General features: G+C 55.2%; 24 protein-coding genes. 4 read left to right on the forward strand and 20 right to left on the reverse strand.

Going from position 1 to position 22,422, the window contains the following annotated elements; all coding sequences use genetic code 11:
• Window positions 1–171: 171 nt before the first annotated feature.
• The 11 genes from nth to blr form a co-directional block, all read right to left on the reverse strand.
• A complete protein-coding gene (gene nth, locus PGR29_RS00305) occupies window positions 172–807 on the reverse strand; it encodes an endonuclease III (protein ID WP_113374672.1) in 636 nt (211 codons plus the stop codon).
• Window position 808: 1 nt separating this feature from the next.
• Window positions 809–1,507 carry an electron transport complex subunit E gene (locus PGR29_RS00310; protein WP_316423816.1) on the reverse strand — a complete coding sequence of 233 codons (699 nt, stop codon included), beginning with the start codon at window positions 1,505–1,507 and terminating at the stop codon, window positions 809–811.
• Window positions 1,508–1,510: 3 nt separating this feature from the next.
• Complete coding sequence (gene rsxG, locus PGR29_RS00315; protein ID WP_316423817.1) at window positions 1,511–2,131, reverse strand: electron transport complex subunit RsxG; 621 nt, start codon at window positions 2,129–2,131, stop codon at window positions 1,511–1,513.
• A gap of 9 nt (window positions 2,132–2,140) precedes the next feature.
• The gene (rsxD, locus tag PGR29_RS00320; protein WP_213794736.1) at window positions 2,141–3,193 is read right to left on the reverse strand and encodes an electron transport complex subunit RsxD; all 1,053 of its coding nucleotides are present in this window, start codon (window positions 3,191–3,193) and stop codon (window positions 2,141–2,143) included.
• Window positions 3,194–5,290 (reverse strand): electron transport complex subunit RsxC, encoded by a 2,097-nt coding sequence (rsxC, locus tag PGR29_RS00325; RefSeq protein ID WP_316423818.1) that lies wholly within the window; start codon window positions 5,288–5,290, stop codon window positions 3,194–3,196.
• A complete protein-coding gene (gene rsxB, locus PGR29_RS00330; protein ID WP_045392444.1) occupies window positions 5,283–5,861 on the reverse strand; it encodes an electron transport complex subunit RsxB in 579 nt (192 codons plus the stop codon). Before rsxB ends, rsxC begins: the two co-directional genes overlap by 8 nt.
• Window positions 5,861–6,442 (reverse strand): electron transport complex subunit RsxA, encoded by a 582-nt coding sequence (gene rsxA / locus PGR29_RS00335; protein ID WP_015366851.1) that lies wholly within the window; start codon window positions 6,440–6,442, stop codon window positions 5,861–5,863. Before rsxA ends, rsxB begins: the two co-directional genes overlap by 1 nt.
• A gap of 78 nt (window positions 6,443–6,520) precedes the next feature.
• Window positions 6,521–6,961, reverse strand: a complete 441-nt coding sequence (locus PGR29_RS00340; RefSeq protein ID WP_047042807.1) for a DUF2569 domain-containing protein — start codon at window positions 6,959–6,961, stop codon at window positions 6,521–6,523.
• A gap of 78 nt (window positions 6,962–7,039) precedes the next feature.
• On the reverse strand, window positions 7,040–7,255 hold the full coding sequence (gene ydgT / locus PGR29_RS00345; protein ID WP_015366849.1) for a transcription modulator YdgT: 216 nt from the start codon (window positions 7,253–7,255) through the stop codon (window positions 7,040–7,042).
• 214 nt (window positions 7,256–7,469) lie between these two features.
• The gene (locus PGR29_RS00350; RefSeq protein ID WP_316423819.1) at window positions 7,470–8,840 is read right to left on the reverse strand and encodes a GH1 family beta-glucosidase; all 1,371 of its coding nucleotides are present in this window, start codon (window positions 8,838–8,840) and stop codon (window positions 7,470–7,472) included.
• Window positions 8,841–8,950: 110 nt separating this feature from the next.
• A complete protein-coding gene (gene blr, locus PGR29_RS00355; RefSeq protein WP_015366847.1) occupies window positions 8,951–9,088 on the reverse strand; it encodes a division septum protein Blr in 138 nt (45 codons plus the stop codon).
• A 170-nt stretch (window positions 9,089–9,258) separates the two neighbouring features.
• Here blr and PGR29_RS00360 point away from each other — a divergent pair, with 170 nt between their 5' ends.
• Window positions 9,259–10,299, forward strand: coding sequence for an oxidoreductase (locus PGR29_RS00360; RefSeq protein WP_087858490.1), 1,041 nt, complete (start codon window positions 9,259–9,261; stop codon window positions 10,297–10,299).
• Between the two features lie 33 nt (window positions 10,300–10,332).
• Here PGR29_RS00360 and add read toward each other — a convergent pair whose 3' ends face one another.
• Both add and PGR29_RS00370 read right to left on the reverse strand, forming a co-directional pair.
• Window positions 10,333–11,337: an adenosine deaminase gene (gene add / locus PGR29_RS00365; RefSeq protein WP_087858491.1), complete on the reverse strand. Its 1,005-nt coding sequence runs from the start codon at window positions 11,335–11,337 to the stop codon at window positions 10,333–10,335.
• Window positions 11,338–11,574: 237 nt separating this feature from the next.
• Entirely contained in the window at window positions 11,575–11,970 is a 396-nt protein-coding gene (locus tag PGR29_RS00370) for a DUF1398 domain-containing protein (RefSeq protein ID WP_087858492.1), read from the reverse strand.
• A 345-nt stretch (window positions 11,971–12,315) separates the two neighbouring features.
• On the opposite strand from PGR29_RS00370, the gene metQ reads away from it, so the two are divergent.
• Window positions 12,316–13,131, forward strand: coding sequence for a methionine ABC transporter substrate-binding lipoprotein MetQ (metQ, locus tag PGR29_RS00375; protein WP_087858493.1), 816 nt, complete (start codon window positions 12,316–12,318; stop codon window positions 13,129–13,131).
• On the opposite strand, the gene PGR29_RS00380 is transcribed toward metQ, so the two are convergent.
• Window positions 13,132–13,560, reverse strand: coding sequence for a MerR family transcriptional regulator (locus PGR29_RS00380; protein ID WP_316423820.1), 429 nt, complete (start codon window positions 13,558–13,560; stop codon window positions 13,132–13,134).
• Between the two features lie 80 nt (window positions 13,561–13,640).
• Here PGR29_RS00380 and PGR29_RS00385 point away from each other — a divergent pair, with 80 nt between their 5' ends.
• Window positions 13,641–14,867 (forward strand): NADH:flavin oxidoreductase/NADH oxidase family protein, encoded by a 1,227-nt coding sequence (locus PGR29_RS00385; protein WP_316423821.1) that lies wholly within the window; start codon window positions 13,641–13,643, stop codon window positions 14,865–14,867.
• A gap of 33 nt (window positions 14,868–14,900) precedes the next feature.
• Here the strand turns inward: PGR29_RS00385 and yedF are convergent, their stop codons facing one another.
• From yedF to malX, 5 genes are all read right to left on the reverse strand, one after another.
• The gene (gene yedF / locus PGR29_RS00390) at window positions 14,901–15,134 is read right to left on the reverse strand and encodes a sulfurtransferase-like selenium metabolism protein YedF (protein WP_015366840.1); all 234 of its coding nucleotides are present in this window, start codon (window positions 15,132–15,134) and stop codon (window positions 14,901–14,903) included.
• Window positions 15,131–16,342 (reverse strand): selenium metabolism membrane protein YedE/FdhT, encoded by a 1,212-nt coding sequence (yedE, locus tag PGR29_RS00395; RefSeq protein WP_308958953.1) that lies wholly within the window; start codon window positions 16,340–16,342, stop codon window positions 15,131–15,133. Before yedE ends, yedF begins: the two co-directional genes overlap by 4 nt.
• 164 nt (window positions 16,343–16,506) lie before the next feature.
• On the reverse strand, window positions 16,507–16,710 hold the full coding sequence (gene ydfZ / locus PGR29_RS00400; RefSeq protein WP_015705242.1) for a putative selenium delivery protein YdfZ: 204 nt from the start codon (window positions 16,708–16,710) through the stop codon (window positions 16,507–16,509).
• A 92-nt stretch (window positions 16,711–16,802) separates the two neighbouring features.
• Complete coding sequence (locus PGR29_RS00405) at window positions 16,803–17,987, reverse strand: MalY/PatB family protein (protein WP_316423822.1); 1,185 nt, start codon at window positions 17,985–17,987, stop codon at window positions 16,803–16,805.
• 48 nt (window positions 17,988–18,035) lie between these two features.
• Window positions 18,036–19,628, reverse strand: a complete 1,593-nt coding sequence (gene malX, locus PGR29_RS00410; protein ID WP_045392419.1) for a maltose/glucose-specific PTS transporter subunit IIBC — start codon at window positions 19,626–19,628, stop codon at window positions 18,036–18,038.
• Between the two features lie 173 nt (window positions 19,629–19,801).
• Here malX and PGR29_RS00415 point away from each other — a divergent pair, with 173 nt between their 5' ends.
• Entirely contained in the window at window positions 19,802–20,830 is a 1,029-nt protein-coding gene (locus tag PGR29_RS00415; protein ID WP_015705245.1) for a Mal regulon transcriptional regulator MalI, read from the forward strand.
• A 57-nt stretch (window positions 20,831–20,887) separates the two neighbouring features.
• Here PGR29_RS00415 and PGR29_RS00420 read toward each other — a convergent pair whose 3' ends face one another.
• Window positions 20,888–22,381, reverse strand: coding sequence for a YdgA family protein (locus PGR29_RS00420; protein ID WP_316423824.1), 1,494 nt, complete (start codon window positions 22,379–22,381; stop codon window positions 20,888–20,890).
• Between the last annotated feature and the right edge of the window lie 41 nt (window positions 22,382–22,422).

Genomic DNA, 22,422 nt, shown 5'->3' on the forward strand with positions numbered 1-22,422 from the left:
GGTTATATAACCGCATAATTATCCATCTAAACGGCAAAAGTATGGAGTGATTATCGGTATGATTGATAAATAATAGAGCCATAACCATAGGTTAAGTTATGGCTCCTGGCGGTCAATGAGGAAAATAGCGGCGGCTGGGGAGAGCGGTCGTATTCAGCAGATATGCAGAACTCAGGACTCTACCTTCTCTTTATACTCGCACAAATCTTCAATCAGGCAGGAACCACAGCGCGGTTTTCGCGCGATACAAGTGTAACGGCCGTGAAGAATAAGCCAGTGGTGGCAGTCAACTTTAAACTCCGCAGGAACCACCTTTAACAACTTTTCTTCGACTTGTTCAACGTTCTTGCCGGGAGCAAATTGTGTCCGATTGCAAACGCGAAAAATATGGGTATCGACGGCAATAGTCGGCCAGCCAAAGGCGGTATTCAGCACGACATTAGCGGTCTTACGCCCGACCCCCGGTAAGGCCTCCAGCGCCGCCCTGTCTTCCGGTACTTCACCGTTATGCTGCTCCAGCAGGATGCGGCAGGTCTTAATGACGTTTTCGGCTTTACTGTTAAAAAGACCAATGGTCTTGATATAGGACTTCACGCCGTCAACGCCAAGTTCCAGCATCGCCGCCGGCGTATTGGCGACCGGATAGAGCTTCGCCGTCGCTTTATTGACGCTCACATCGGTGGCCTGCGCCGACAGCAGCACCGCAATCAGTAACTCGAACGGCGAGGTAAAATTAAGTTCGGTGGTTGGGTGCGGGTCGTTATCCCGCAGCCTGGTCAGGATCTCTAGGCGTTTGGCTTTATTCATCTTACGCTTTCCCTGTCACATCAGTTGGGGCGACGGAGACGGCCAGCGCCGCTTTCGCCTTACGCTGCTTAGTACGCTCATCGATGAGGTATTTTACCGCCAGCATCATACCGAGGCCAATGAAAGCGCCCGGCGGCAGCATCGCCAGCAGGAACGGCGTATCGGTATGGAAAACTTCGATGCGCAGAACTTTCGCCCAACCGCCTAATAAGCTATCGGCGCCATCAAACAGCGTGCCATTGCCGATTATTTCGCGCAGCGATCCCAGCACAAACATGGCGCAGGTCGCGCCCATACCAATGGAAAAGCCATCAAGCGCCGACAGCGCCGGTCCTTTTTTGGCGGCGAACGCTTCGGCGCGCCCCACCACGATACAGTTGGTGACGATAAGCGGAATGAAGATACCCAACGATTGATACAGGCCGAAAGCGTATGCGTTGATAAGCATTTGTACCACGCTAACTACCGAGGCGATAATCATCACGTAGATCGGAATACGGATCTCCGCTGGCGTCCAACGGCGCAGGCTGGAGATAGTGAGGTTAGTTAGCGTCAGTACCAGCGTGGTCGCCAGACCGAGGCCCAGGGCATTGGTAGCCGTTGAGGTAACCGCAAGCAGGGGACACATACCCAACAGCTGAACCAGCGCCGAGTTATTCTTCCACAACCCTTGAACAATGACGTCTTTTACTTCGCTCATGGTTTAGTCTCCGCAGGCGGTGAATTCAGGGATCTGCGCGGGCAGCGTTTGCGCATACAGTCCCGCGCGTTTAACGGCGTTTACCACCGCGCGGGGGGTAATGGTCGCACCGGTGAATTGGTCGAAATCACCACCGTCTTTTTTCACCGCCCAGTGGCTATCATTTTGACCATGGATAACCTTGCCGCTGAAGTGGGTGATCCAGTCAGAAATACGCAGTTCGATCTTATCGCCGAGCCCGGGGGTCTCATGATGCTCGGTGACACGTGATCCAAGAACGGTGCCTTTAAAGTCAGCTGCGACCAGCAGTTGAATCGCCCCGGAATAACCATCCGGCGCCGTGGCTTCCATCACCGCGCCGACCGGCGTATCGTTCTGCTTTGCAATCCACACTTTATGCTGACCTTTGCCTAACTGCGACGCGGTCACCAGATAACAGCTTTTCAGCAAATCGTTACTATAACTCTCCGCTGGCAGGACCTGATCGAATAGGGCCTTTTGCTGCAGCGCGGCCTGCTGCTCGATGGTGTTTTTGGTTAACTCATTAATGGCGGCCGTTAGTCCGGTCGAGCCAGCGGCAAAGAGCGCCAGCGTGATGCCATGTTTACGCATGCTGTTTAACATCGCGACTCCTCAACGGTGGCCATACACGCGCGGGCGCGTGTAGTAGTCAATCAATGGGACGGTAATATTCGCCAGCAGCACGGCAAAGGCGACCCCGTCCGGATAACCGCCGAAGCTGCGGATTAGCCATACCAGTAAACCGGCCAGCGCGCCGAAAATCAGGCGTCCGCGGTTGGTGGTGGATGCCGTCACCGGATCGGTAAGGATAAAGAATGCCCCGAGCATGGTGGCGCCGGAAAGCAGATGCATTTGCGGCGATGCCAGGCTTTCTGGTGAGAAAATCCAGCCGAGAGTGGCGCAGACGGCAAGGCTTAGCAGGAAGCTAACCGGGATATGCCAGCGGATGGTTTTTTGCCAAAGCAGGAACAGACCGCCAGCCAGCCAGGCGAGGTTAACCCACTGCCAGCCGAGACCAGCCAGTTGGCCGCCATAAATTGGATACTGCAGGATCTCTTTTGCGCTGTGTCCGGCATGCAGCGACGTTTTAAATGTATCCAGCGGAGTAGCCTGGCTGATACCGTCGATTCCCATGCGCAGGCTGTTCATATCGCCACCGCTGGCGGTGTGGCCGCCGAAAATGACCTGCAGCGCATCCATAAAACCAGGAACCTGAGCGGCAATCTCGTGCGGTGGTAACCAGGAGGTCATCTGCACCGGGAAAGAGATCAGCAGGACGACGTAGCCGATCATTGCCGGGTTGAAGGGGTTATGCCCTAATCCGCCGTACAGTTGCTTGGCAATCACCACCGCGAATGCGGTGCCCAACACCACCATCCACCACGGCGCCAGCGGCGGAATACTGACTGCCAGCAACAAACCGGTCAGCAGGGCGGAGTTATCCGCAAGGGTTGCCGCAATATTTTGTTTGCGCAACTTGAGAATAGCCGCTTCGGTTCCCCATGCGGTGAAGGCCGCAAGGATAATCTGCAACAGGGTACCCCAGCCGAAAAACCAGCTCTGGACGACAATACCAGGGATCGCCGCCAGCAGCACCAGTAGCATAATTCGCGAGGTCTGGCGCTGGTTGTGGGTATAAGGGGAGCTTGCGATTCTGAAAACCATTTATTCCTCGTTAACTGCCTGCTGTGTTGCTTTACGTGCCTGAACGCGAGCGATAGCTGCCGCGACGGCCGCTTTACGCGGGTCGTCATTGGCCGCGTCCGGCGCGGTTTGTTGTTCTACTTGCTGTGCGGCCTTACGCGCTTTTGCACGGGCGATAGCGGCTTCAACGGCGGCTTTACGCGGATCGACCGCGGGCGCAGCCTCAACCGTTGTTTCACTTTCGGCAGACGGTGCGGCGTTTTCAACCTGCTGCGCAGCCTTACGCGCTTTGGCTCGGGCGATAGCGGCTTCAACGGCGGCTTTACGCGGATCGACCGCGGGCGCAGCCTCAACCGTAGCTTCACTTTCGGCAGACGGTGCGGCGCTTTCAACCTGCTGCGCGGCTTTTCGTGCTTTGGCGCGAGCGATGGCGGCTTCAACGGCGGCTTTACGCGGATCGGGAGCATCGGCTGTCGAGTCGACAGCAGTTTGCTGTGCGGCTTTGCGCGCCCGAGCCTCGGCTTTACGCGCTTCGCGGGCGGCAATCGCTTCGCTGTTGTCTGGTTTGCTGCCGGATTGAATAACAATCGGCTGCGCCGCATCACGCTGCTTATCACGCACGCGGGCCAACGCGGCGTTAATGGCATCCTGATCTTTCGCCGCCGGTTGGACGGCCGCTTTTTTGTGCCGCTCCTGACGCGCGACTTTTTCGCGCTCAAGACGCGCCTGTCGCGCTTCAAAACGAGCTTTGGCCTCGGCGGCGCGCTGTTCTTCCAGGCGAATGGCGGCAATTTCCGCTTTTTCCTGGCGGAAATATTGCACTAGTGGAATATTGCTAGGACAGACCCAGGCGCAGGCGCCGCATTCGATGCAGTCAGCTAAGTTGTGGGTGGTGGCTTTATCGTGCTGCTGGCCTTTACTGAACCAATATAGCTGCTGGGGGAGGAGATCTGCCGGGCAGGCATCGGCGCAGGCGCTGCAGCGGATACAACCTTGCTCTTCCTGCGTTTCGCCCATCTCAGTCACCGACGGCGCCAGCAGGCAGTTAGTGATTTTCACGACCGGAACGTCGAGCCAGGGCAGAGTGAAGCCCATTAGCGGCCCGCCCATGATGACCATCGGCTCCGCGCTGGCGCAGAAACCGGCATCGCTCAGAAGATGGCGCACCGGCGTACCAAGGCGCGCCCAAACGTTGCCCGGACGGCTAATCGCTTCGCCGGTGAGGGTGACGACGCGCTCGGTCAACGGCTCGCCGTCGATCACCGCGCGTTTAACTGCATAAGCGGTGCCAACGTTCTGCATCAGGACGCCAATATCGGAAGAGCGTCCGCCGTGCGGCACCTGCTTTCCGGTGAGAATTTGCGTGAGCTGCTTCGCGCCGCCGGAGGGATATTTGGTTGGGATCACCCGCAATGCTATGCCATGGGCGTCGGTTAATACCGCGCGCAGCATGGAGATGGCCTGCGGCTTGTTATCTTCGATACCAATCAGCACCTGTTTGGGCTGCAAAATATGCGTAAGGATGCGGATCCCCTCCACAACCTGCGCCGCGCAATCCTGCATCAGGCGATCGTCAGCGGTGATATAGGGTTCGCATTCGGCGGCATTGATAATCAGTGTGTCGATTTTATCACCGCCGCCGCGCAGTTTTGTTCCCGTAGGGAAGCCGGCGCCGCCGAGTCCGGCGACGCCAAACTGATGGATACGTTCGATCAGTTCTTCACGCGACTTGTTGTGATAGTCGCTCCAGCCCTCGCGCTCAATCCAGCAATCTTCGCCATCGGCGTCGATAATAACGCTCAGTTCCGCCAGCGCGGAAGGATGGGCGGTCGAGTGAGGCTCGATAGCCGTCACCGTTCCGGAAGTCGGGGCATGAACCGGCAGCATTCTGCCAAAACCGCGGGTCAACGGTTGACCGCGCAGAACTTTGTCGCCCGGTTGTACGCACAGTTCGCCTTCAGCACCGATATGCTGCTTCAGCGGAATGACGAAACGCTGCGGCAGAGGAACCTGACGCAGCGGCGTGCCGTTGGACTGAGTTTTCATTTCAGGCGGATGAATACCGCCGTTGAAGTCCCAGATTTTGTCTTTTCGGAAAGCGGAAAATAACTTAAACATGTTGTTCCACAGGAATATTGCGTACTGGGATGGTTTGCAGGTCCCATTTCCAGGTTTCGGTGGTCTGAGCGACTGGACGCAGGTCAATACACTGAGTCGGGCAGGGGGCCACGCAGAGATTACAGCCGGTACACAGGTCGCTCATCACCGTATGCATGGCGCGGGTCGCGCCAACGATGGCATCGACCGGGCAGGCCTGAATACATTTGGTGCAGCCAATGCAGTTGGCTTCATCAATCACCGCCAACATGCGAACCGGCTCTTGCTGCTGCTCGTCGCCGTCAATAGGCTGCGGATCAACATTCAATAATGCGGCGATTTTTAACATAACCGCTTCGCCGCCGGGGGCGCAGCGGTTAATTTTTTCACCTTGAGTCCCAACGGCTTCCGCGTAGGGACGACAGCCAGGAAAACCGCATTGGCCGCATTGACTTTGCGGCAGCAGTTCATCAATTTTTTCTACCACCGGATCGTCTTCCACCGCAAAACGGCGCGACGCGTACCCCAGTATTAAGCCGAAAATCAGCCCGAGCAGGCTGATGGCGATCACGGCTATCCAGACAGCGCTCATTACAACTTCACCAAACCACTAAAGCCCATAAATGCCAGCGACATTAATCCTGCGGTCACCAGCGCAATCGCGTTACCGCGAAACGGCGCGGGAACATCGGCAACTACTAGTCGTTCGCGAATGGCGGCGAATAACACCATCACCAGCGAGAAACCGACGGCGGCGGCGAAACCGTACAGCGCGGACTGCAGGAAATTATGCCCGAGGTTAATATTCAGCAATGCCACGCCAAGCACCGCGCAGTTGGTGGTGATTAACGGCAGGAAGATCCCCAGCAGGCGATACAGCGCCGGGCTGGTTTTACGGACCACCATCTCGGTAAATTGCACCACCACCGCGATGACCAGGATAAAGGCCAGGGTGCGCAGATAAACAAGGTTTAGCGGGATAAGGATCCAGGTGTCGATCAACCAGGCGCAAATCGAGGCCAGCGTCATCACGAAGGTGGTGGCCAGTCCCATCCCCATAGCGGTTTCCAGCTTTTTGGAAACCCCCATAAACGGGCACAATCCAAGGAACTTCACCAGCACGAAGTTATTAACAAGGACAGTACCGACAAAGAGCAGTAAATAATCAGCCATTATTGGACCTGAAACGAAAAAAAGCCGCCTATTATCGAATAAATCGATACCGGCGACAACAGGTGAACTGTGTGGTTATTACGGATTGACGAAGGTCCGCTTAACCCGCGCAGAGCGTCGAAAATAGGGCGCAAACAGTGCTGCGGCAAGCAACGGAAACAGCAACTGGCGCATGGCCAGAAGATCCGAAATCGGCGAAAAAGCGAACGCCTTAATCGCCAGCAGCAGCGAAATAAGCAGCCAGATAATGTAGTGTTTGGGTACCACCGCGCGGCGTTTGAAAAAAGCTATTGTCAGCCACAGGGTATAATACCACATCGCGACGGCGAACAGCAGCGAGGCCAGCCATAGCGCCAGGTGGCCGAAGCTCATCGCTTTCAGCAATGCCCAGGTCTGCGGCGCCATCAGCGCATTCGCGTACAGTATTAATGATAGGGAGGTGCTGAACAGCGCGAGCAGTAACCACGCCAGCGGCGCCAGTAGCCATCCGCCTATACGTTCTGCAGATTGAGAGGACATCGTAACCCCCGGATTCAACGCCAGTTAGTTAATTTCAGGGCGGGAAGTATAAGCAACTGGCGTGAATGATAACAGTCTTTATTGCACGTAACGCCATACCGACTTCGGCACCTGGCCGACATCGAACAGTTTTCCGCCAGAAACTAACTCGGCGCGGCGGTGATCGGCGGCGCGATACATGTTGACGATTTCATTGGTGTCAGAGAGAGAATAGTTAAGATGATCAAAAAGTTTTTCTAGGCTTTCCAGCGAACTAATTTTGCGGAATTTTAATAAATAATCCTGAACGGTCATTTGTGTATCCATTTAATAATCGGAATTAAGTCGAATATTACCAATTTTCTGTAAACCGTGTTTCAACTAACAGCGCCTTCTTGATGGGCCGGCGGAATTATTTCGGTTGCCAATACTAAAAACAAGAACTGATTAGGATCCTGGCATCGTAAAAAGAAATTTAAGAATATTCTACAACCAGATCAGGCGCCGGACGGCGCCTGAGGGGGGAAGATTAACGCTGTTCGCCTCGGCTGGCAATAACGTTTTGGTACCAGAAATAACTCTTTTTTCGTTTGCGGGCGCGGTTCTGCTGGTGATCGACGTAGACAAAGCCATACTGCTTCTGATAGCCGTTGAGCCAGCTTAGCAGGTCAATAAAGGACCACGGGTAAAAACCGCGGACATCCGCACCTAATGCTATTGCTTTTTCCAGCGCATTAATGTGGCTACTCAGATAGTCAATTCGCGGATCGTCGACAATTTCACCGTCAATTATCGGATCTTTTGCCCCCAAACCATTTTCGGTGATATAGATTGGGATATCGCCATAGCGCTCTTTTATCATCATGATGCCGTCGGTTAATCCCTGCGGCCAAATTTCCCAGCCCCATTCAGTATAAGTACTTTGCGGATTGCGGACGAAATAAAATAATCCATCCACGCCGGACTCGCCGACGCCTGGACCTTCTTGCGGCGTGGCGGAGACCGTCTCCCGACGATAATAATTCAGGCCGATAAAATCACAGCGGTTTTCCTTGAGCAGCGCATCGTCGCCCGGCGCAAAAAGGGGTACATTCCACAGCGCCTGAGCCTGACGGAGCAAATCGGCTGGATAGACGCCTTTCAGTACCGGATCGTATAGCCAGTGGGTATGGATAGCATCGGCCAACGCGGTGGCCCTGATATCCTCGGCGCTTTGCGTCAACGGCGTATGGGGCTGCAGGACGTTAACGAAACCGATCTGGCCGTTAATGTTCATTTCACGGAAGGTCTTAACGGCCAGCGCGTGGGCGACAAAGACATGGTGACAAGCCTGGATGGCGCGAGCCGGGTCGCGTACCGCCGGTGGATGGCAGCCATTAATATAACCGTGGCCGATAAATACGATGGTTTCGTTAAAGGTTGCCCACAGCTTGACCCTGGAACCGAAGCGCTGATAGCACAGACGAGCGTATTCGGCGAAGGCTTCCGCTGTGCTGCGAGCCTCCCAACCCCCTTCGTCCTGCAATGCCTGCGGTAAATCCCAGTGATAAAGGGTGATCATTGGTTCGATATTGTGCGCCAGCAGTTCGTCGATCAAATCGCTGTAAAACTGTACGCCGGGTTCATTGACTTCGCCACGGCCATGAGGCAATAACCGTGGCCAGGAGATAGAAAAACGGTAGCTTTGTAGCCCCATTTCAGCCATCAGGGCGACATCTTCACGAAAACGATGATAGTGATCGACGGCGATATCGCCATTGGTGCCCTGAAAGGTGGTTCCCGGCTGGTGCGAGTAAATATCCCAAATAGATGGGCCTTTGCCATCGGCATCGTGCCCGCCGTCAACCTGGTAGGCGGCCGTTGCTGCCCCCCAGAGAAAATCTTGCGGAAATGCGGCCATCAAAAAAACTCCTTATCAAGTGATAAGGAGAGTGTATTGAATGGCGCGACAAATCTGCAACCGGTTTCTGAAACCGGTTGCAGATTTGCGGCGAGTATCACTTTTTGCCTTTATTTCGCCTGTACGGTGCTAGCCGGGGGCGGGGACTGATAATCATCGATTTGATGCGCAACCACCAACAGCACAGCCGAAACGCCAAACACAACCCAACCAATAAGTTCTACAATGCGGGTAAAAACAGTCGTCATAATTCTAAAGCGGAAAGTTAAAATGGATTGAAATGTTACTAAACCGCGGAAACAACGCAAGTATTACTGCCCATGCATTGCGCAACTGACGCAAAGATGAACAGCGTGCACGGATAAGCGGAAGATTAAGGTTTATAGTAGAAGTCATGGTTGCCTGCGAGGATGACGCCATGAGTGATGCTATAAGGGTAGGACTGATAGGCTATGGTTATGCAAGCAAGACATTTCACGCGCCATTGATTTCCGGTACGCCGGGTATGGCGCTATCGGCCGTGGTCAGTAGCGACGCGCAAAAAGTACTGACAGACTGGCCGGCGACCCAGGTGGTGGCTTCAGCGAGTTCGCTATACGCTGACCCTGATATCGATTTGATTGTTATTCCGACTCCCAACGATACCCATTTCCCTTTGGCGCGAGCGGCGCTGGAGGCGGGTAAACACGTCATTGTTGACAAACCTTTTACCGTGACACTGTCACAAGCACGCGAGTTGGATGCTATCGCCAGAAGCCGCGGGCGGCTGTTATCGGTGTTCCATAATCGCCGTTGGGATAGCGATTTTCTCACGCTGAAGGCCTTGATTGCCGCAGGGGATTTGGGGGAGGTCAGTTATTTTGAATCACATTTCGATCGTTTTCGCCCGCAGGTTCGTGACCGCTGGCGTGAGCAGGGCGGCCCTGGCAGCGGTATCTGGTATGACTTAGGCCCGCATCTGCTGGATCAGGCGGTCAATCTGTTTGGCCTGCCGGTGAGTATTGCCGTCGATCTGGCGCAGCAGCGCCCCGGCGCGCAGGCGACGGATTATTTTCACGCGGTGTTAGTTTATCCGCAACGGCGAGTGATTTTGCACAGCACGCTGCTGGCGGCGGCAGAAACGGCGCGATATATCGTCCATGGTTCACGAGGAAGCTATGTGAAATATGGTCTCGATCCGCAGGAAGAACGTTTGAAAAACGGCGAACGGTTGCCGCAGGAGGATTGGGGCTACGATATGCGTGACGGTATATTGACCCGCGTTGAAGGCGAAGAGCTCGTCGAGGAAACCTGGCTGACGCTCCCCGGGAACTATCCCGCTTATTATGCGGCGATTCGCGATGCGCTCAACGGCAGCGGAGAAAACCCGGTACCCGCAAGCCAGGCGATTCAGATTATGGAACTGATTGAACTGGGGATTGAATCGGCACGGCACCGGACGGCGCTGTGCCTGATTTAACAGCATGCTCCGCCTGCACGGCGGAGCTTTGGCTTAATTAGCCTTTAGAACGCGTTGGATCAGCGCCTCTTTTTCCTGACGGCTGAGGAACGCCAGTTCCAGACCGTTAATTTGCGCCTGACGGATCTGCTCGCGGTTGAGGCCCGCCGCCGGTGCGGCGACATTGTACTCGTGAATAATATCCACACCCTGTACCGCCGGATCGTCGGTGTTAATGCAGGCCAGCACGCCGTGATCGAGGAAGGTCTTCAGCGGGTGCTGCGCCAGTGAGGCGACGGTACTGGTCTGGATGTTCGACGTCAGGCAGGATTCAATGCCAATACGTTCAGCGGCGAGGTAGTCCATTAGCTTTGGATCCTGCACGGCTTTCACCCCGTGACCGATGCGTTCGGCGCCCAGTTCACGAATGGCCTGCCAGATACTTTCCGGCCCGGCGGCTTCACCTGCGTGCACGGTAATACGCCAACCCGCGTCACGCGCGCGACGGAAATGATCCATAAACAGCGCGCCAGGGAACCCCAGCTCATCGCCAGCCAGATCCAGCGCGGTGATCCCATCGCGATGGGCCAGCAGGGCGTCGAGTTCCTCTTCACAGGCCGCTTCGCCGAAGGTGCGGCTCATGATGCCAATCAGACGCGCCTCGACGCCGAAATCACGGCAGCCTTCGCGTACTCCGGCAATCACCGCTTCGACGACGCCGGCGACCGGCAGCTGATGGGTCATCGCCATATAACGCGGAGAAAAACGCAGCTCAACGTAGTGCAGGCCGTTGCGCGCGGCGTCTTCAACGTTTTCCCAGGCAACACGGCGGCAGGCTTCCAGAGAAGCCAGCACCTTCACGCCCCAATCGAGTTTCGCCAGGAAGCTAACCAGGTCTGGTTCATTGCTGGTGACCTGCACATGCGGACGCAGCGTTTCAAGGGTATCTGCCGGGAGAGTAATATTGAACTGGCGGCCAAGATCGAGAATGGTTTGGGCACGGATGTTGCCGTCAAGATGGCGGTGAATGTCTGTTAAAGGCAAAGTTGAATCAATCATGGTCGCACTCATTTTTTAGTTGAAGTGCACGATATTATACATCAGCAGCGTAACCGTTTAAAAGTACGGAAAAAATCCTATGGATACAGGGAGATGGCTGGTGCAAAGTCTGTTTTTGCGCAAATAAAAAGCCATTTCCCTTTTCTGTTGCGCAACTTGAGGTGTTGAGCGGCCCCAAGCGTAAACTAACTTCCGGGCCGTCTGAATATCTGGATGAGCGTTTAATAATTTCAGCGATTAAAAGGGGAGAATCATATTTTCCATATGCAATAGTGTGTTGTCTTTTGACCAGTAATGGCGCGTTTTTTCATTAAGATCAACCACCCATTTAAATACCCCGGCATTTGCCAGTTCGGCGCAATAGTTATCAAAAGGAGTGACACCACTAAAGTGGCGTCGCGCAGCTTCTCGGGTGAGCGTTCTGCAGGCCTGCGAGTTAACACGCAGCAACTTTCTGTTGCTTTTCAGGGAAACGAAAGTATCTGATGACATAACAAAATTCACATTCCCGGTAGCAACAAAATAGATGTAATAAGAGACATTATTTTCAATGAGTACTTCAGTAAATGAAATAAAATCCGCATCAGTACGTACTCGCTCAAAAATGGTTCTGAGCAAATCCAGAAGCTCCATGGTTTTCCTTGTGGGTCGTGTGTGCGTGCGATACGGCTTTATATACAGCTAGTGTATATAAAACGTTCACTTATCTATTTATTATAATGCTAATTATATAAACTTAATTTTAATGTGTGTAATGGTATTGGAACAGTGTTTCAAGTGTTACAAAGTATTGCTTCAGCGCAAGAAATCAGCAGTTCCACTGGCGGGGGAGTAAAAGCAGCGTGGCGACTTATCAATAGCGTTTCGCTATTAGTCATAGAGAATCAGTATTTAATCTTAGTAAGACGCTTATATATAGTGTCCCGGACTGAAATTCCTGCCATCGTCAGCAGGCTATATTAAAAGGACACCGGGAAAATGGCTTTTTCACTTAAAGGTTTTACTCATTCATTGGCTCTCGTTGGCGCGTTGCTACTGGCGGGTTGTGGGCCAAAAGATCGGGATCCTAATCATATTAAGGTGGGGATTAGCGCGGGTATCGATCAGCAAGTCTGGGCGGTGGTGCAAAAAGTCGCCAAACAAAAATATAATCTCGATGTCGAGGTGGTGACTTTCAATGATTTCGTTCTGCCAAACGAGGCGCTGAACAATGGCGATCTCGATATCAATGCTTTCCAGCATAAACCCTATCTGGATAAACAGATTCAGGAGCGCGGCTATAAGCTGGTGGATGTTGGTACCACATTTGTCTATCCGATAGCCGCTTATTCAAAGAAAATCACCGCTATTTCGCAGCTTCCGGACGGCGCCCAGGTGGCGGTGCCTAACGACCCAACCAACCTTGGACGCTCACTGCTATTGCTGGAGAATCAGGGGCTTATCACTCTGAAAGAGGGAGTAGGCCTGCTGCCAACCGCGCTGGATATCGTCAATAACCCAAAGAAGCTGAAAATCGTCGAGATTGAAGCGCCGCAGCTGACCCGTGCGCTGGATGATAAACAGGTGACAATGGCTATCATTAATACCACCTTTTCCAGCCAGATTGGCCTGTCGCCGACGCGTAATGGTCTGTTCATTGAGGATAAAAATTCACCGTACGTCAATATCTTTGCCAGCCGCGAAGATAATAAAGATAGCGCAAAGGTGAAGAACCTGGTGAAAGCCTACCAGACCGACGAAGTCGCCAACGCCGCCGCCGAATTGTATAAAGGCGATGCGGTGAAAGGCTGGTAGCTATTCTTCCTTCGCCGTCCGGTCCTGCACATCCAGCACCTGAGATAACACGCGCCGCGCATTAGCGGCGCAGTCAATGTCATCCGGCTTCTGTTGTATCTCATCAATAACGCTTACCAGCTGCGCTTTACCGTACGCGAGTTTCTGTTCCAGTTTTTCAATATCCGCCACTTTTTGTTGCAGGGTGGCGAGTAGCGTTTGTCGGTCCCAGTGGTTGAGATCGGACGGTAACAGGGCGGCGATTTCTTCAAGAGTAAATCCCGCCGCCTGAGCGGTAGTAATCAGTCCCAGCACGACCAGCGTTTCTTCCGGATAGCTGCGATAGCCATTGGCTTTACGCTGCACGGTTTTGAGGATCCCCGCCCGCTCGTAATAACGGATCCGCGAAGGCGCCAGGCCGCTGCGTTTTGCCAGTGTACCGATATTCATTTTTATTCCTCATAAGCTGCTTGACCTTAAACTTAACTTTAAGGTTATGGTTTGTCCAGTTCACTGACTGGAGCCCTGACATGACCCTTTTTACCCCTCTGCGACTGGCCTCTGGCGTCGTCATTAACAACCGCATCGCTAAAGCGGCGATGGAAGAAAATATGGCCGATGCCGATCATGCGCCGTCAACGGAATTACTCATGCTTTATCAGGCCTGGGCGCAGGGCGGCGCCGGGGTGATTATTACCGGTAATGTGATGGTGGACGCCCGGGCGATGACCGGCCCGGCAGGCGTGGTGCTGGAAGATGAACGACATCTCGACAAGTTCCGCGCCTGGTCGCAGGCGGCACGGGCGAATGGCGCGCAGGTGTGGATGCAGATCAATCATCCTGGGCGACAGATGCCTGCGGGCCTGGGACAGGAGACGCTGGCCCCTTCGGCGTTGGCGCTGGATCTTGGGTCGCAATCTTCGCGCTTTCGCCTGCCGCGGGCGATGGATGAGAAGGATATCGCCGATGTGACGCGACGGTTCATCACCACCTCCCGGTTAGCGGAACGCGCTGGATTTCACGGCGTCGAAATCCATGCCGCCCACGGTTATTTGCTGAGCCAGTTCCTCTCGCCGCTCAGTAACCAGCGCACCGACCAATATGGCGGGAGCATTGAAAATCGCGCCCGTCTACTGCTGGATATCGTGCGCGGCGTACGCGAGACGGTGGCGGCGGATTTCACCGTTGCGGTCAAACTCAATTCAGCGGATTTCCAGCGCGGCGGCTTTTCGATTAACGATGCGAAGAGGGTGGTGCAAATGCTGGCGGAAAGCGGCGTCGATCTGGTCGAACTTTCCGGCGGCAGCTATGAAGCGCCGGCGATGATGGGCGCCATGCGTGATGAGCGAACGCTGGCGCGGGAAGCTTACTTCCTGCAGTTTGCCGAGCAGATCGCCGAAGTGGCGACCATTCCATTAATGGTCACCGGCGGCGTGCGGCGGCGTGAAGTGGCGGAAAGGGTGGTGAATAGCGGAGTTGCGCTGGTGGGGATCGCCACGGCGATGGCGATTGTGCCCAATTTGGCGCAGTACTGGCGTGAGGGGGAGTACGATGCGCCACTGCTGCGTCAGGGTAACTGGAAGAACAAGGCCATTGCCGCCAGCGCGCATATGGCGGCGGTGAAATATCAGCTGCAGCGGTTAAGCCGCCACCGCGCAGTGCGGCCGCAGGTCTCACCGCTGTGGGCGTTGCTGACGGCGCAACTGACGGCGAAACGGCAGGCTAAACGTTATCGGCGCTGGATGGCAGGCAAGTAATGACAGCCGGTAGCGCGCTACCGGCCCTTCTCGTCACTTTTGAATCAGATAGCGGATCGTCGGCCCATCCTGCTGAATATCCAGCACGGTATAGCCGTGATTTTTAGCATCGTGCGGGATGTTGTTGATTGACTGCGGACAGTCGCTCACCACTTCAAGTATTTCCCCTTTTTTTAGTGCCGGCATTGCTTCAAGCGTGGCCACGGCTGGGTAGGGGCAAGGTTCACCAACCATATCGAGGCGGTAATCAGGAACGATCTCTTTCATGTGGTTTCCTTAATACGGGTCGCCGAAGTGTTTTTCTGGCGAAAGAAGTGTTTTTCCCAGGCGATGACCAACATCAGCGCGATAAATAGCAGCAGGTAGGTGATAAGCAGGCCGCCGAACGGACCAAAAGTCGTCAGCAGGTTAATCTTATCCCAGTTGGTGGCAAGCGTCGGCGATAAATCATCCCAGAAGTAAGCCAGCAGGGTGGAGCCGATAACGTTGCCTAACCCGACCCACCAATAATGTACCTGGCCTTCAACGGCGCGATACATCCAACCGGTTTCGCAACCACCGGCCAGTACGATGCCGAAACCGAACAGCAGGCCGCCAATTACCGCGTTCGGCCCGGCCCACATGATTTTGGGCTCCATGCCGAGCTGCACATAGCTAAAGATACCGATGGCGCTGGCCGCCATCCCGAAGATGATTGCTTTGGCCATATAGGTGCGCCCGGTCACCCACATATCGCGAAAGGCGGAGGTGAAACAGATTTGCGCTCGCTCGATGAGCAGGCCAAAGGCAACGCCGAACAGCAGGGCCAGGCCCAGTTTAGGCTGATTGGCGGCGGTCAGTAGCCCCCAGCCGATCATAGCGACAAATACCAGCATTCCCAGACGAAAGCGGCGGCGGGCCTGCGCGGGTTTTTGAGTTAACGGTGAGGCCGCGGAGACTTTCTCAATTTTGACCGGAATACGGAAAACAGGCAGCAGCGTAAAGCGCGCGCCGAACCAGGTCCCGATGGCGGTGGCGATGGCGAAGAACCATGCGTGCAGGGAAAACTGCGGGATCCCGGTGAAGAAAGCCGCCAGGTTACAACCCATTGCCAGCCGGGCGCCGAAGCCCGCGATAATGCCGCCGGCCAGCGCCTGGAAAATGCGAATGCGGCTACGCGGCATCCGCAGCTTGACGTTATTCGCCCACAGCGCGGCGGCCAGGCAGCCGCCAAACATGCCAAGGATCATCATACCGTCGATACGCGTTAACGGCGTACCTTCGAGATGGATTAATTGGTAGTAACCCCAGTTTTCGGCCGGGACGCCCATCATCTGCAGCAGCTGGCCGCCCCAGCGGGTAAATTCGCCGGTGACTGCCCAGAATGTACCGGTAATGCCAAAATAGTAAGTAGAAAGAATACCGGCGGCGATCACCGCAGGCGCTGGCGCCCAAAACTTAATTAGCCAGGCTTGTTTGAATTGATGCCATGTCATAGAAATGCCTCTGAACTCAGAAGGTAATTCGCCCCGAAAGGGCTTGAAGAGCCGCGATAATACGCCGCTTAGCTTTCAGAATCACTCGACGAGATCAAAAGCGGGAAGAATGCCTCATGAAAAAGGCCGCCAGTCAGGGCGGCCTTAAATCAACAACGCTGGAATTAATTAAAGCCCAGGCGAATAAGATTCAATGGGCAATACAATTCATGACTACCGTCTAATTCTACGCAGTCACTGCGGCGCAGCTGTTCGCTGTTTTTATTGGCGCCATGAATGGCCTTAATCACTCCCGTCGCGCCGCTGTCGGCCACCATGACCCGGCTGCCAGCGTCAATAGCATTACGGTTACGATCGTAGGTTTTCATCATTTCCTCCTCTGCATTGTCATTCGGACGTGATTGTTTCGCGTTGTTTTAATACTCCTGTGTGGTTAAAAAGTTTTTGAGGTATATCAAAATTATTTTAATTCAGGGCGCAATGATCGCAGAGCGGCAATCAATCCTTGAACTCCTTTCTCAAGCTTCACCCGCGGGCATCCGGCATTTAGCCTGATGAAACCGTTACCCTCTTCGCCATAGGTATAACCCGGCATGATCGCGACTTTTTGCTCTTCAATCAGCGCTTTTTGCAGCGCGCGATCGTCGATACCGAGTGGACGCAGATCGATCCACGCCAGATAGGTGGCCTGTGGGGGCTGCCAGTTTAGCTGCGGGAAGGCCTGATTCAGCTGCTCGGCGATATAGCGCATGTTTTCCTGCAGATAATCGCGTAACGCATCCAGCCATGGCGCGCCCTGACGATAGGCGGCGATATGCGCGACCAGCGCCGGAACCGACGGAGAAGATAGACCATCGCGGCCTTTTAGCGCTTGCAGATAGCCATCGCGCGAAGCGGTATCGGCGATGAGCCCATAGGCGCCGGTAAATGCCGGGATATTGAAGCTTTTTGAGCCCGACGTGAACAGCGCCCAGGGGCCCTGCGCAACGGCGCACCAGGGGGTATGACGGTGTTCGCCCCAGGTCATATCCATATGAATTTCATCGCTAATAACCCGGACGTTATGCTTCGCGCACAGCTGCGCCATGGTGGTCAGTTCGTCGCGGCTCCAGACTTTGCCCGTCGGATTGTGCGGGCTGCACAGCAGCAAAATGCGGTTGTCGGGATGGGCGAGCGCGGCTTCCAGTTCGTTCATATCGCAGCGCCACTCACCCTCATCAAGCTTGAGCGCCACCGGGGCAATGCGTCGCTGGTTGCCGTCGATAGTTTTGTAAAACGCGTCGTAAGCCGGGGTATGGACCACGATGCCGTCGCCCGGATTGGACCATTGCCGAATCATTTCGGCCACCATGTAGATAACCGACGGGCCGTAAACGATGGCCTCGTGGTCAATGGTGCTATGAAAACGGCTGGCGAACCAGTGGCTGACGGCCCCGAGAAATTCGTCGTTTTTCCAGCGGCTATAGCCAAAAACGCCGTGCGCCAGGCGCTGGCTGACGGCGTCGATAATACAAGGGGCGGTAGCGAAATCCATATCGGAGATAGTGAACGGCAGCAGGTCGGCGGCGCCGAAACGGTCGGCTACGTAATCCCATTGGGTGCACCAGGTCCCGTGGCGGTCCACTGGCGTGGCAAAATCAAACATCTGAATTTCCTTCGCGAATGCCCCCTCCGGGTGAGAGGGGGCGTATGTTTAGGCCTGAACGGTATTCATCAGGGTGGCCATTTCATCTTTTACCGACTGAACCTGTGGGCCGATGACCACCTGCAGGTTGTGATCGTTAAGCTGGACCACGCCGATTGCGCGGTTGGCTTTCAGCGCGGCGGTATCGACTTTGCTCATGTCGTTCACCGACAGGCGCAGGCGGGTAATACAGTTATCGAGCGTGACGATATTATCAGCACCGCCGAGCGCGGCCAGAATCGCCGGCACGTTATAACCTGATTTGCCAATCGTTCCGGCAACTGCTTTTTCGATGTTGGTCGCCGTTTCGATATCGCGGCCCGGCGTTTTCAGGTTGAAGCGGGTGATGGCGAAACGGAAGATACCGTAGTACACCGCGAACCAGATGGCGGCGACAACCGGCACCATATACCACTTGGTCGACAGCCCGTGCAGGATGCCAAACACCACGAAGTCGATAATGTTGCCGTCGGTGTTGCCGATGGTGACACCAAGTACCGCCATGATAGTGAAACCAAGGCCGGTCAGCAGGGCGTGGATGACGTACAGTACCGGCGCGACGAACAGGAACAGGAATTCCAACGGCTCAGTGGTACCGCCAACCACGCAGGCAATGACGCCGGAAATGAGCAGCCCTTTAATTTTATGACGGTTTTCTGGGCGGGCGCAGTGGTACATCGCCAGCGCCGCGCCGGGCAGGCCGCCGAGGAAGGCGGGCATTTTACCCTGTGACAGGAAGCGGGTCGCGCTTTCAGAGAAGCCGTGCGTCGTCGGGCAACTCAGCTGCGCCTGAAAGATAGTCAGCGCGCCGCTGACGCTGTGGCCGCAAACGTCCATGGTGCCGCCCGCTTCGGTAAAGCGGATCAGCGCCACCAGAATATGGTGCAGGCCAAACGGCAGCAGCAGGCGTTCTCCGGTACCGAAGATCATCGGGCCAAAATCGCCGGCGCTATTGATAACATGTCCTAGTCCGTTGATACCCATCGCGAACACCGGCCACACCAGCGGAATGACCAGACCGACCAGGCCTAACACCACGGTGGTAATGATCGGCACAAAGCGCGTGCCGCCAAAGAAGGCCAGCGCATCCGGCAGACGGATGTTGTGGAAGCGTTCGTGCAGCATCCAGACGATAATACCGGCGATCACCGCGCCGAGGATCCCGGTGTCGATCGACTGAATACCGATAATATTCTGAATGTTGTTGGCCTTGAGGATCGCCGCGTCGGTCGTCGGCAGGATGCCTTTCGCCGTCAGCCAGAAGTTGACCGCGAGGTTCATGACCGCGTAGCCGACGAAGCCCGCGAATGCGGCGACGCCTTTGTTTTCACGCGCCAGGCCGAGCGGAATTGCGATACAGAACATGACCGGCAGGAAGCTAAAAGCGAAGGAGCCGACTTTACTCATCCAGACAAAAATCGCCTGCAGCAGCGGCACGTTCAGCCACGGCAGCAGCGTAATCACATCGTGGCTGCTTAACGAGCTGCCGATCCCCAGCATGATCCCGCAAAATGAGAGCAACGCCACGGGCAACATAAAGGTTTTTCCTAACTGCTGGAAAAACTCCCATAAGGTAATTTTTGGTGCTGTTTTCGCCGTCATACACGAATCCTGGTTCTGAAAAGGGTCGATAGGATGTAACGTAGCGGCAAGATAAAACGTTTTACCATTTTTTAGTGCGATAAAAATCACATAATCAAGCGATAATAACGTTTATAAAGATACCACACTGATAAAACGTTTTATCGAAAGGCAAAGGGAGTCAGCCAGTCGTTATGGCTATCGCAAAAAAGACAACCATCAATGATGTGGCGCTGGCGGCTGGCGTCTCGGTCAGTACGGTATCGCTGGTGCTCAGCGGTAAAGGGCGCATCTCTTCGGCCACCGGCGAGCGCGTCAATCAGGCCATTGAGCAGCTCGGGTTTGTGCGTAATCGCCAGGCGGCGTCGCTACGCGGCGGGCAAAGCGGGGTAATTGGCCTTATCGTTAGCGATCTGTCGAAGCCGTTTTATGCCGAGCTAACCGCCGGGTTGACCGATGCGCTGGAATCACAGGGTAAAATGGTATTTCTCACCCAGGGCGGGCATCGCGGCGAGAAAATGCTCCAGCGCTTCGAAACGCTGGTCTCGCAGGGGGTTGACGGGGTGATTATCGCCGGCGCTATCGACAAGGGCGGCGAGCTGCGCGATCGTGCCGCCGAAGTGGGGATGCCGCTGGTTTTTGCCTCCCGCGCCAGCTATCTGGACGATATTGACCTGATCCGCCCGGATAACATGCAGGCGGCGCAAATGGTAACGGAACATCTGATTCGCCGCGGTCATCAGCGCATCGCCTGGCTTGGCGGACAAAGCGCGTCCTTGACCCGCGCCGAACGGGTGGGCGGCTATTGCGCCACCTTATTGAAGTACGGACTGCCGTTTCATAGCGAATGGGTTGTCGAGTGTGGCTCCAGTCAGCAGCAGGCGGCGGAAGCCATGATCGCGCTGCTGCGGCAAAACCCGACCATCAGCGCGGTACTTTGCTATAACAGCGTCATCGCCACCGGGGCGTGGTTCGGTCTTCTGCGCGCCGGGCGACAGAGCGGCGAGGGTAGCGTGGAAAGTTATTTTGAGCAACGCATCGCGCTGGCGGCCTTTGCCGAAGTGCCGGAAGCGGCGCTCGATGATGTCCCCTTGACCTGGGTGACAACCCCCGCGCGTGAGATGGGGAACAGCCTGGCGGAGTGTATTTTACGCCGCCTCGAGGAGGGGCAAGGCAGCGCGCGTAATCAGATTATGCCGCCGCGGCTGGTTATCAGAAAGTAGGGGCCGCCATCGATTAAGGTGTTCCCGGGCTGCCTGACCGCAGCCCGGGACATTTTTTTACTGCTGCGGTTCGGCGGTGGGGAGCGTCAGGCCGAACATGGCGGCGAAATCAGCCAGCGGCATTTTCTGCCCGTTTAGCGTGACCTGGCCGTCGGCGTACTGCAGGCTGGAGGTGATCGCGTTATCTTCCATTGTGGTCAGACGGAACATCTGCCCCATCGCCGCCAGCCCTTTGACCTGCTGATCGGCAAGTTTCGCCGCATCCTCCGGCTGGTAGCCTTCCAGCCCGGCAATCTGCGTCATCAGGGCGGTGGCCATATCCACCGGGATCACCAGCTTGCCGTCCAGCGATTTAACGCTGCGGTCCAGTTCATCGGCGACGGTCTGCGGCGCGGCGGTCGTTTGCGCCGGATCCTGCATCAGCACCGACAGATTCAGGGTGCTTTCGCCTTTGGCGTTTTGCCAGCTCAGCGGAGAAATCGTCAGCGACGGATTACCTTTCAACAGAATTGGCAGCGAGCTAAAGAAGATCTCGGTTAACGCCTGCTGATAAAGCTCCGGATTCTGCGCCAGCTCGGGTTTCGCCATCAGCGCCTGCGCCTGGGCGTTATACTGCTGACTGAATTGATGCCACGCCTGTCCGTCGAGATTATCCAGCTTAACGGTGAGTTTGCCGCGGCCCATATCCTGGTTTTGCAGTTTCAGGCTGTTAAGGTTGTAATCAAGCTGGCTATTGATACGCTTGCCGTCATCGGAGAGCGTAGAGCGGCCGTCGATATTCATGCCTTCCAGCAGCGCCAGCTCTTTACCTTCAACGCCGATAGCCAGTTTTTCAAGGGAAATCTTCTGCTTGCCGATACGTTCCTCAAAGGAGGTCATTTCGGTGGCGCCGTCAGCCTTCAGGTTGCTGAAACTGAGCTGAACTTTCTGGTTGTATTCGTTGACCGCGTTGATCTGCCCGCTGGCCGCTTCGCCGCTCAGGCTAATAGTTTTGCCATCGCGATCGGCATAGAGCTGGAACTGGCCGCCGCTAAAGATAACTTTTTCATTGTCTTTAGCGTAATCCAGCGGGTTAAGGAAGATGGCCGACTGGGTATCGCCGCTGTAGGCAATGCGGGTGTCGATGTTAAACGGCGTTTGTCCTTTAGCAATATCGAACAGCGCTTTGCTGGCATCGTTATTCACGAGGGTGGTGTTGACGGAGGCCATTGCCGGCGCCAGGTTAAACGATTTTAACGAGGCAAGCGGGAAGGGACCATGATCGACCTTTTCGTCAAACACCAGGCTTTGACCGGCGGCCAATAGACTGTGTTCTTTACCGGCCTGCGGCTTCACCACCAATTGCAGATGGCTGCTGAATAACCCGCGCTGGTAGTCTTGATAGCTCAACTCTACGCCAGCTTCCGGCGCGTTGCTCTGCAGTTGGGCATTCGCCTGCTGCACCATTTCGGCAATACGGTTTTCCAGTTGCTTACCGGTAAACCAGGCTCCGCCTGTCCAGACGACTCCGAGCGCGACGATAACTCCCGCGGCGACCAACGTTTTTTTCATAGCATTTGTCCATAAATGAAGCCAGGCGGAACATGCCGCCT

The organism is Klebsiella sp. 141203 (genome assembly GCF_032601985.1).
In the GTDB taxonomy this organism is placed as follows: Bacteria; Pseudomonadota; Gammaproteobacteria; order Enterobacterales; family Enterobacteriaceae; genus Klebsiella; species Klebsiella aerogenes.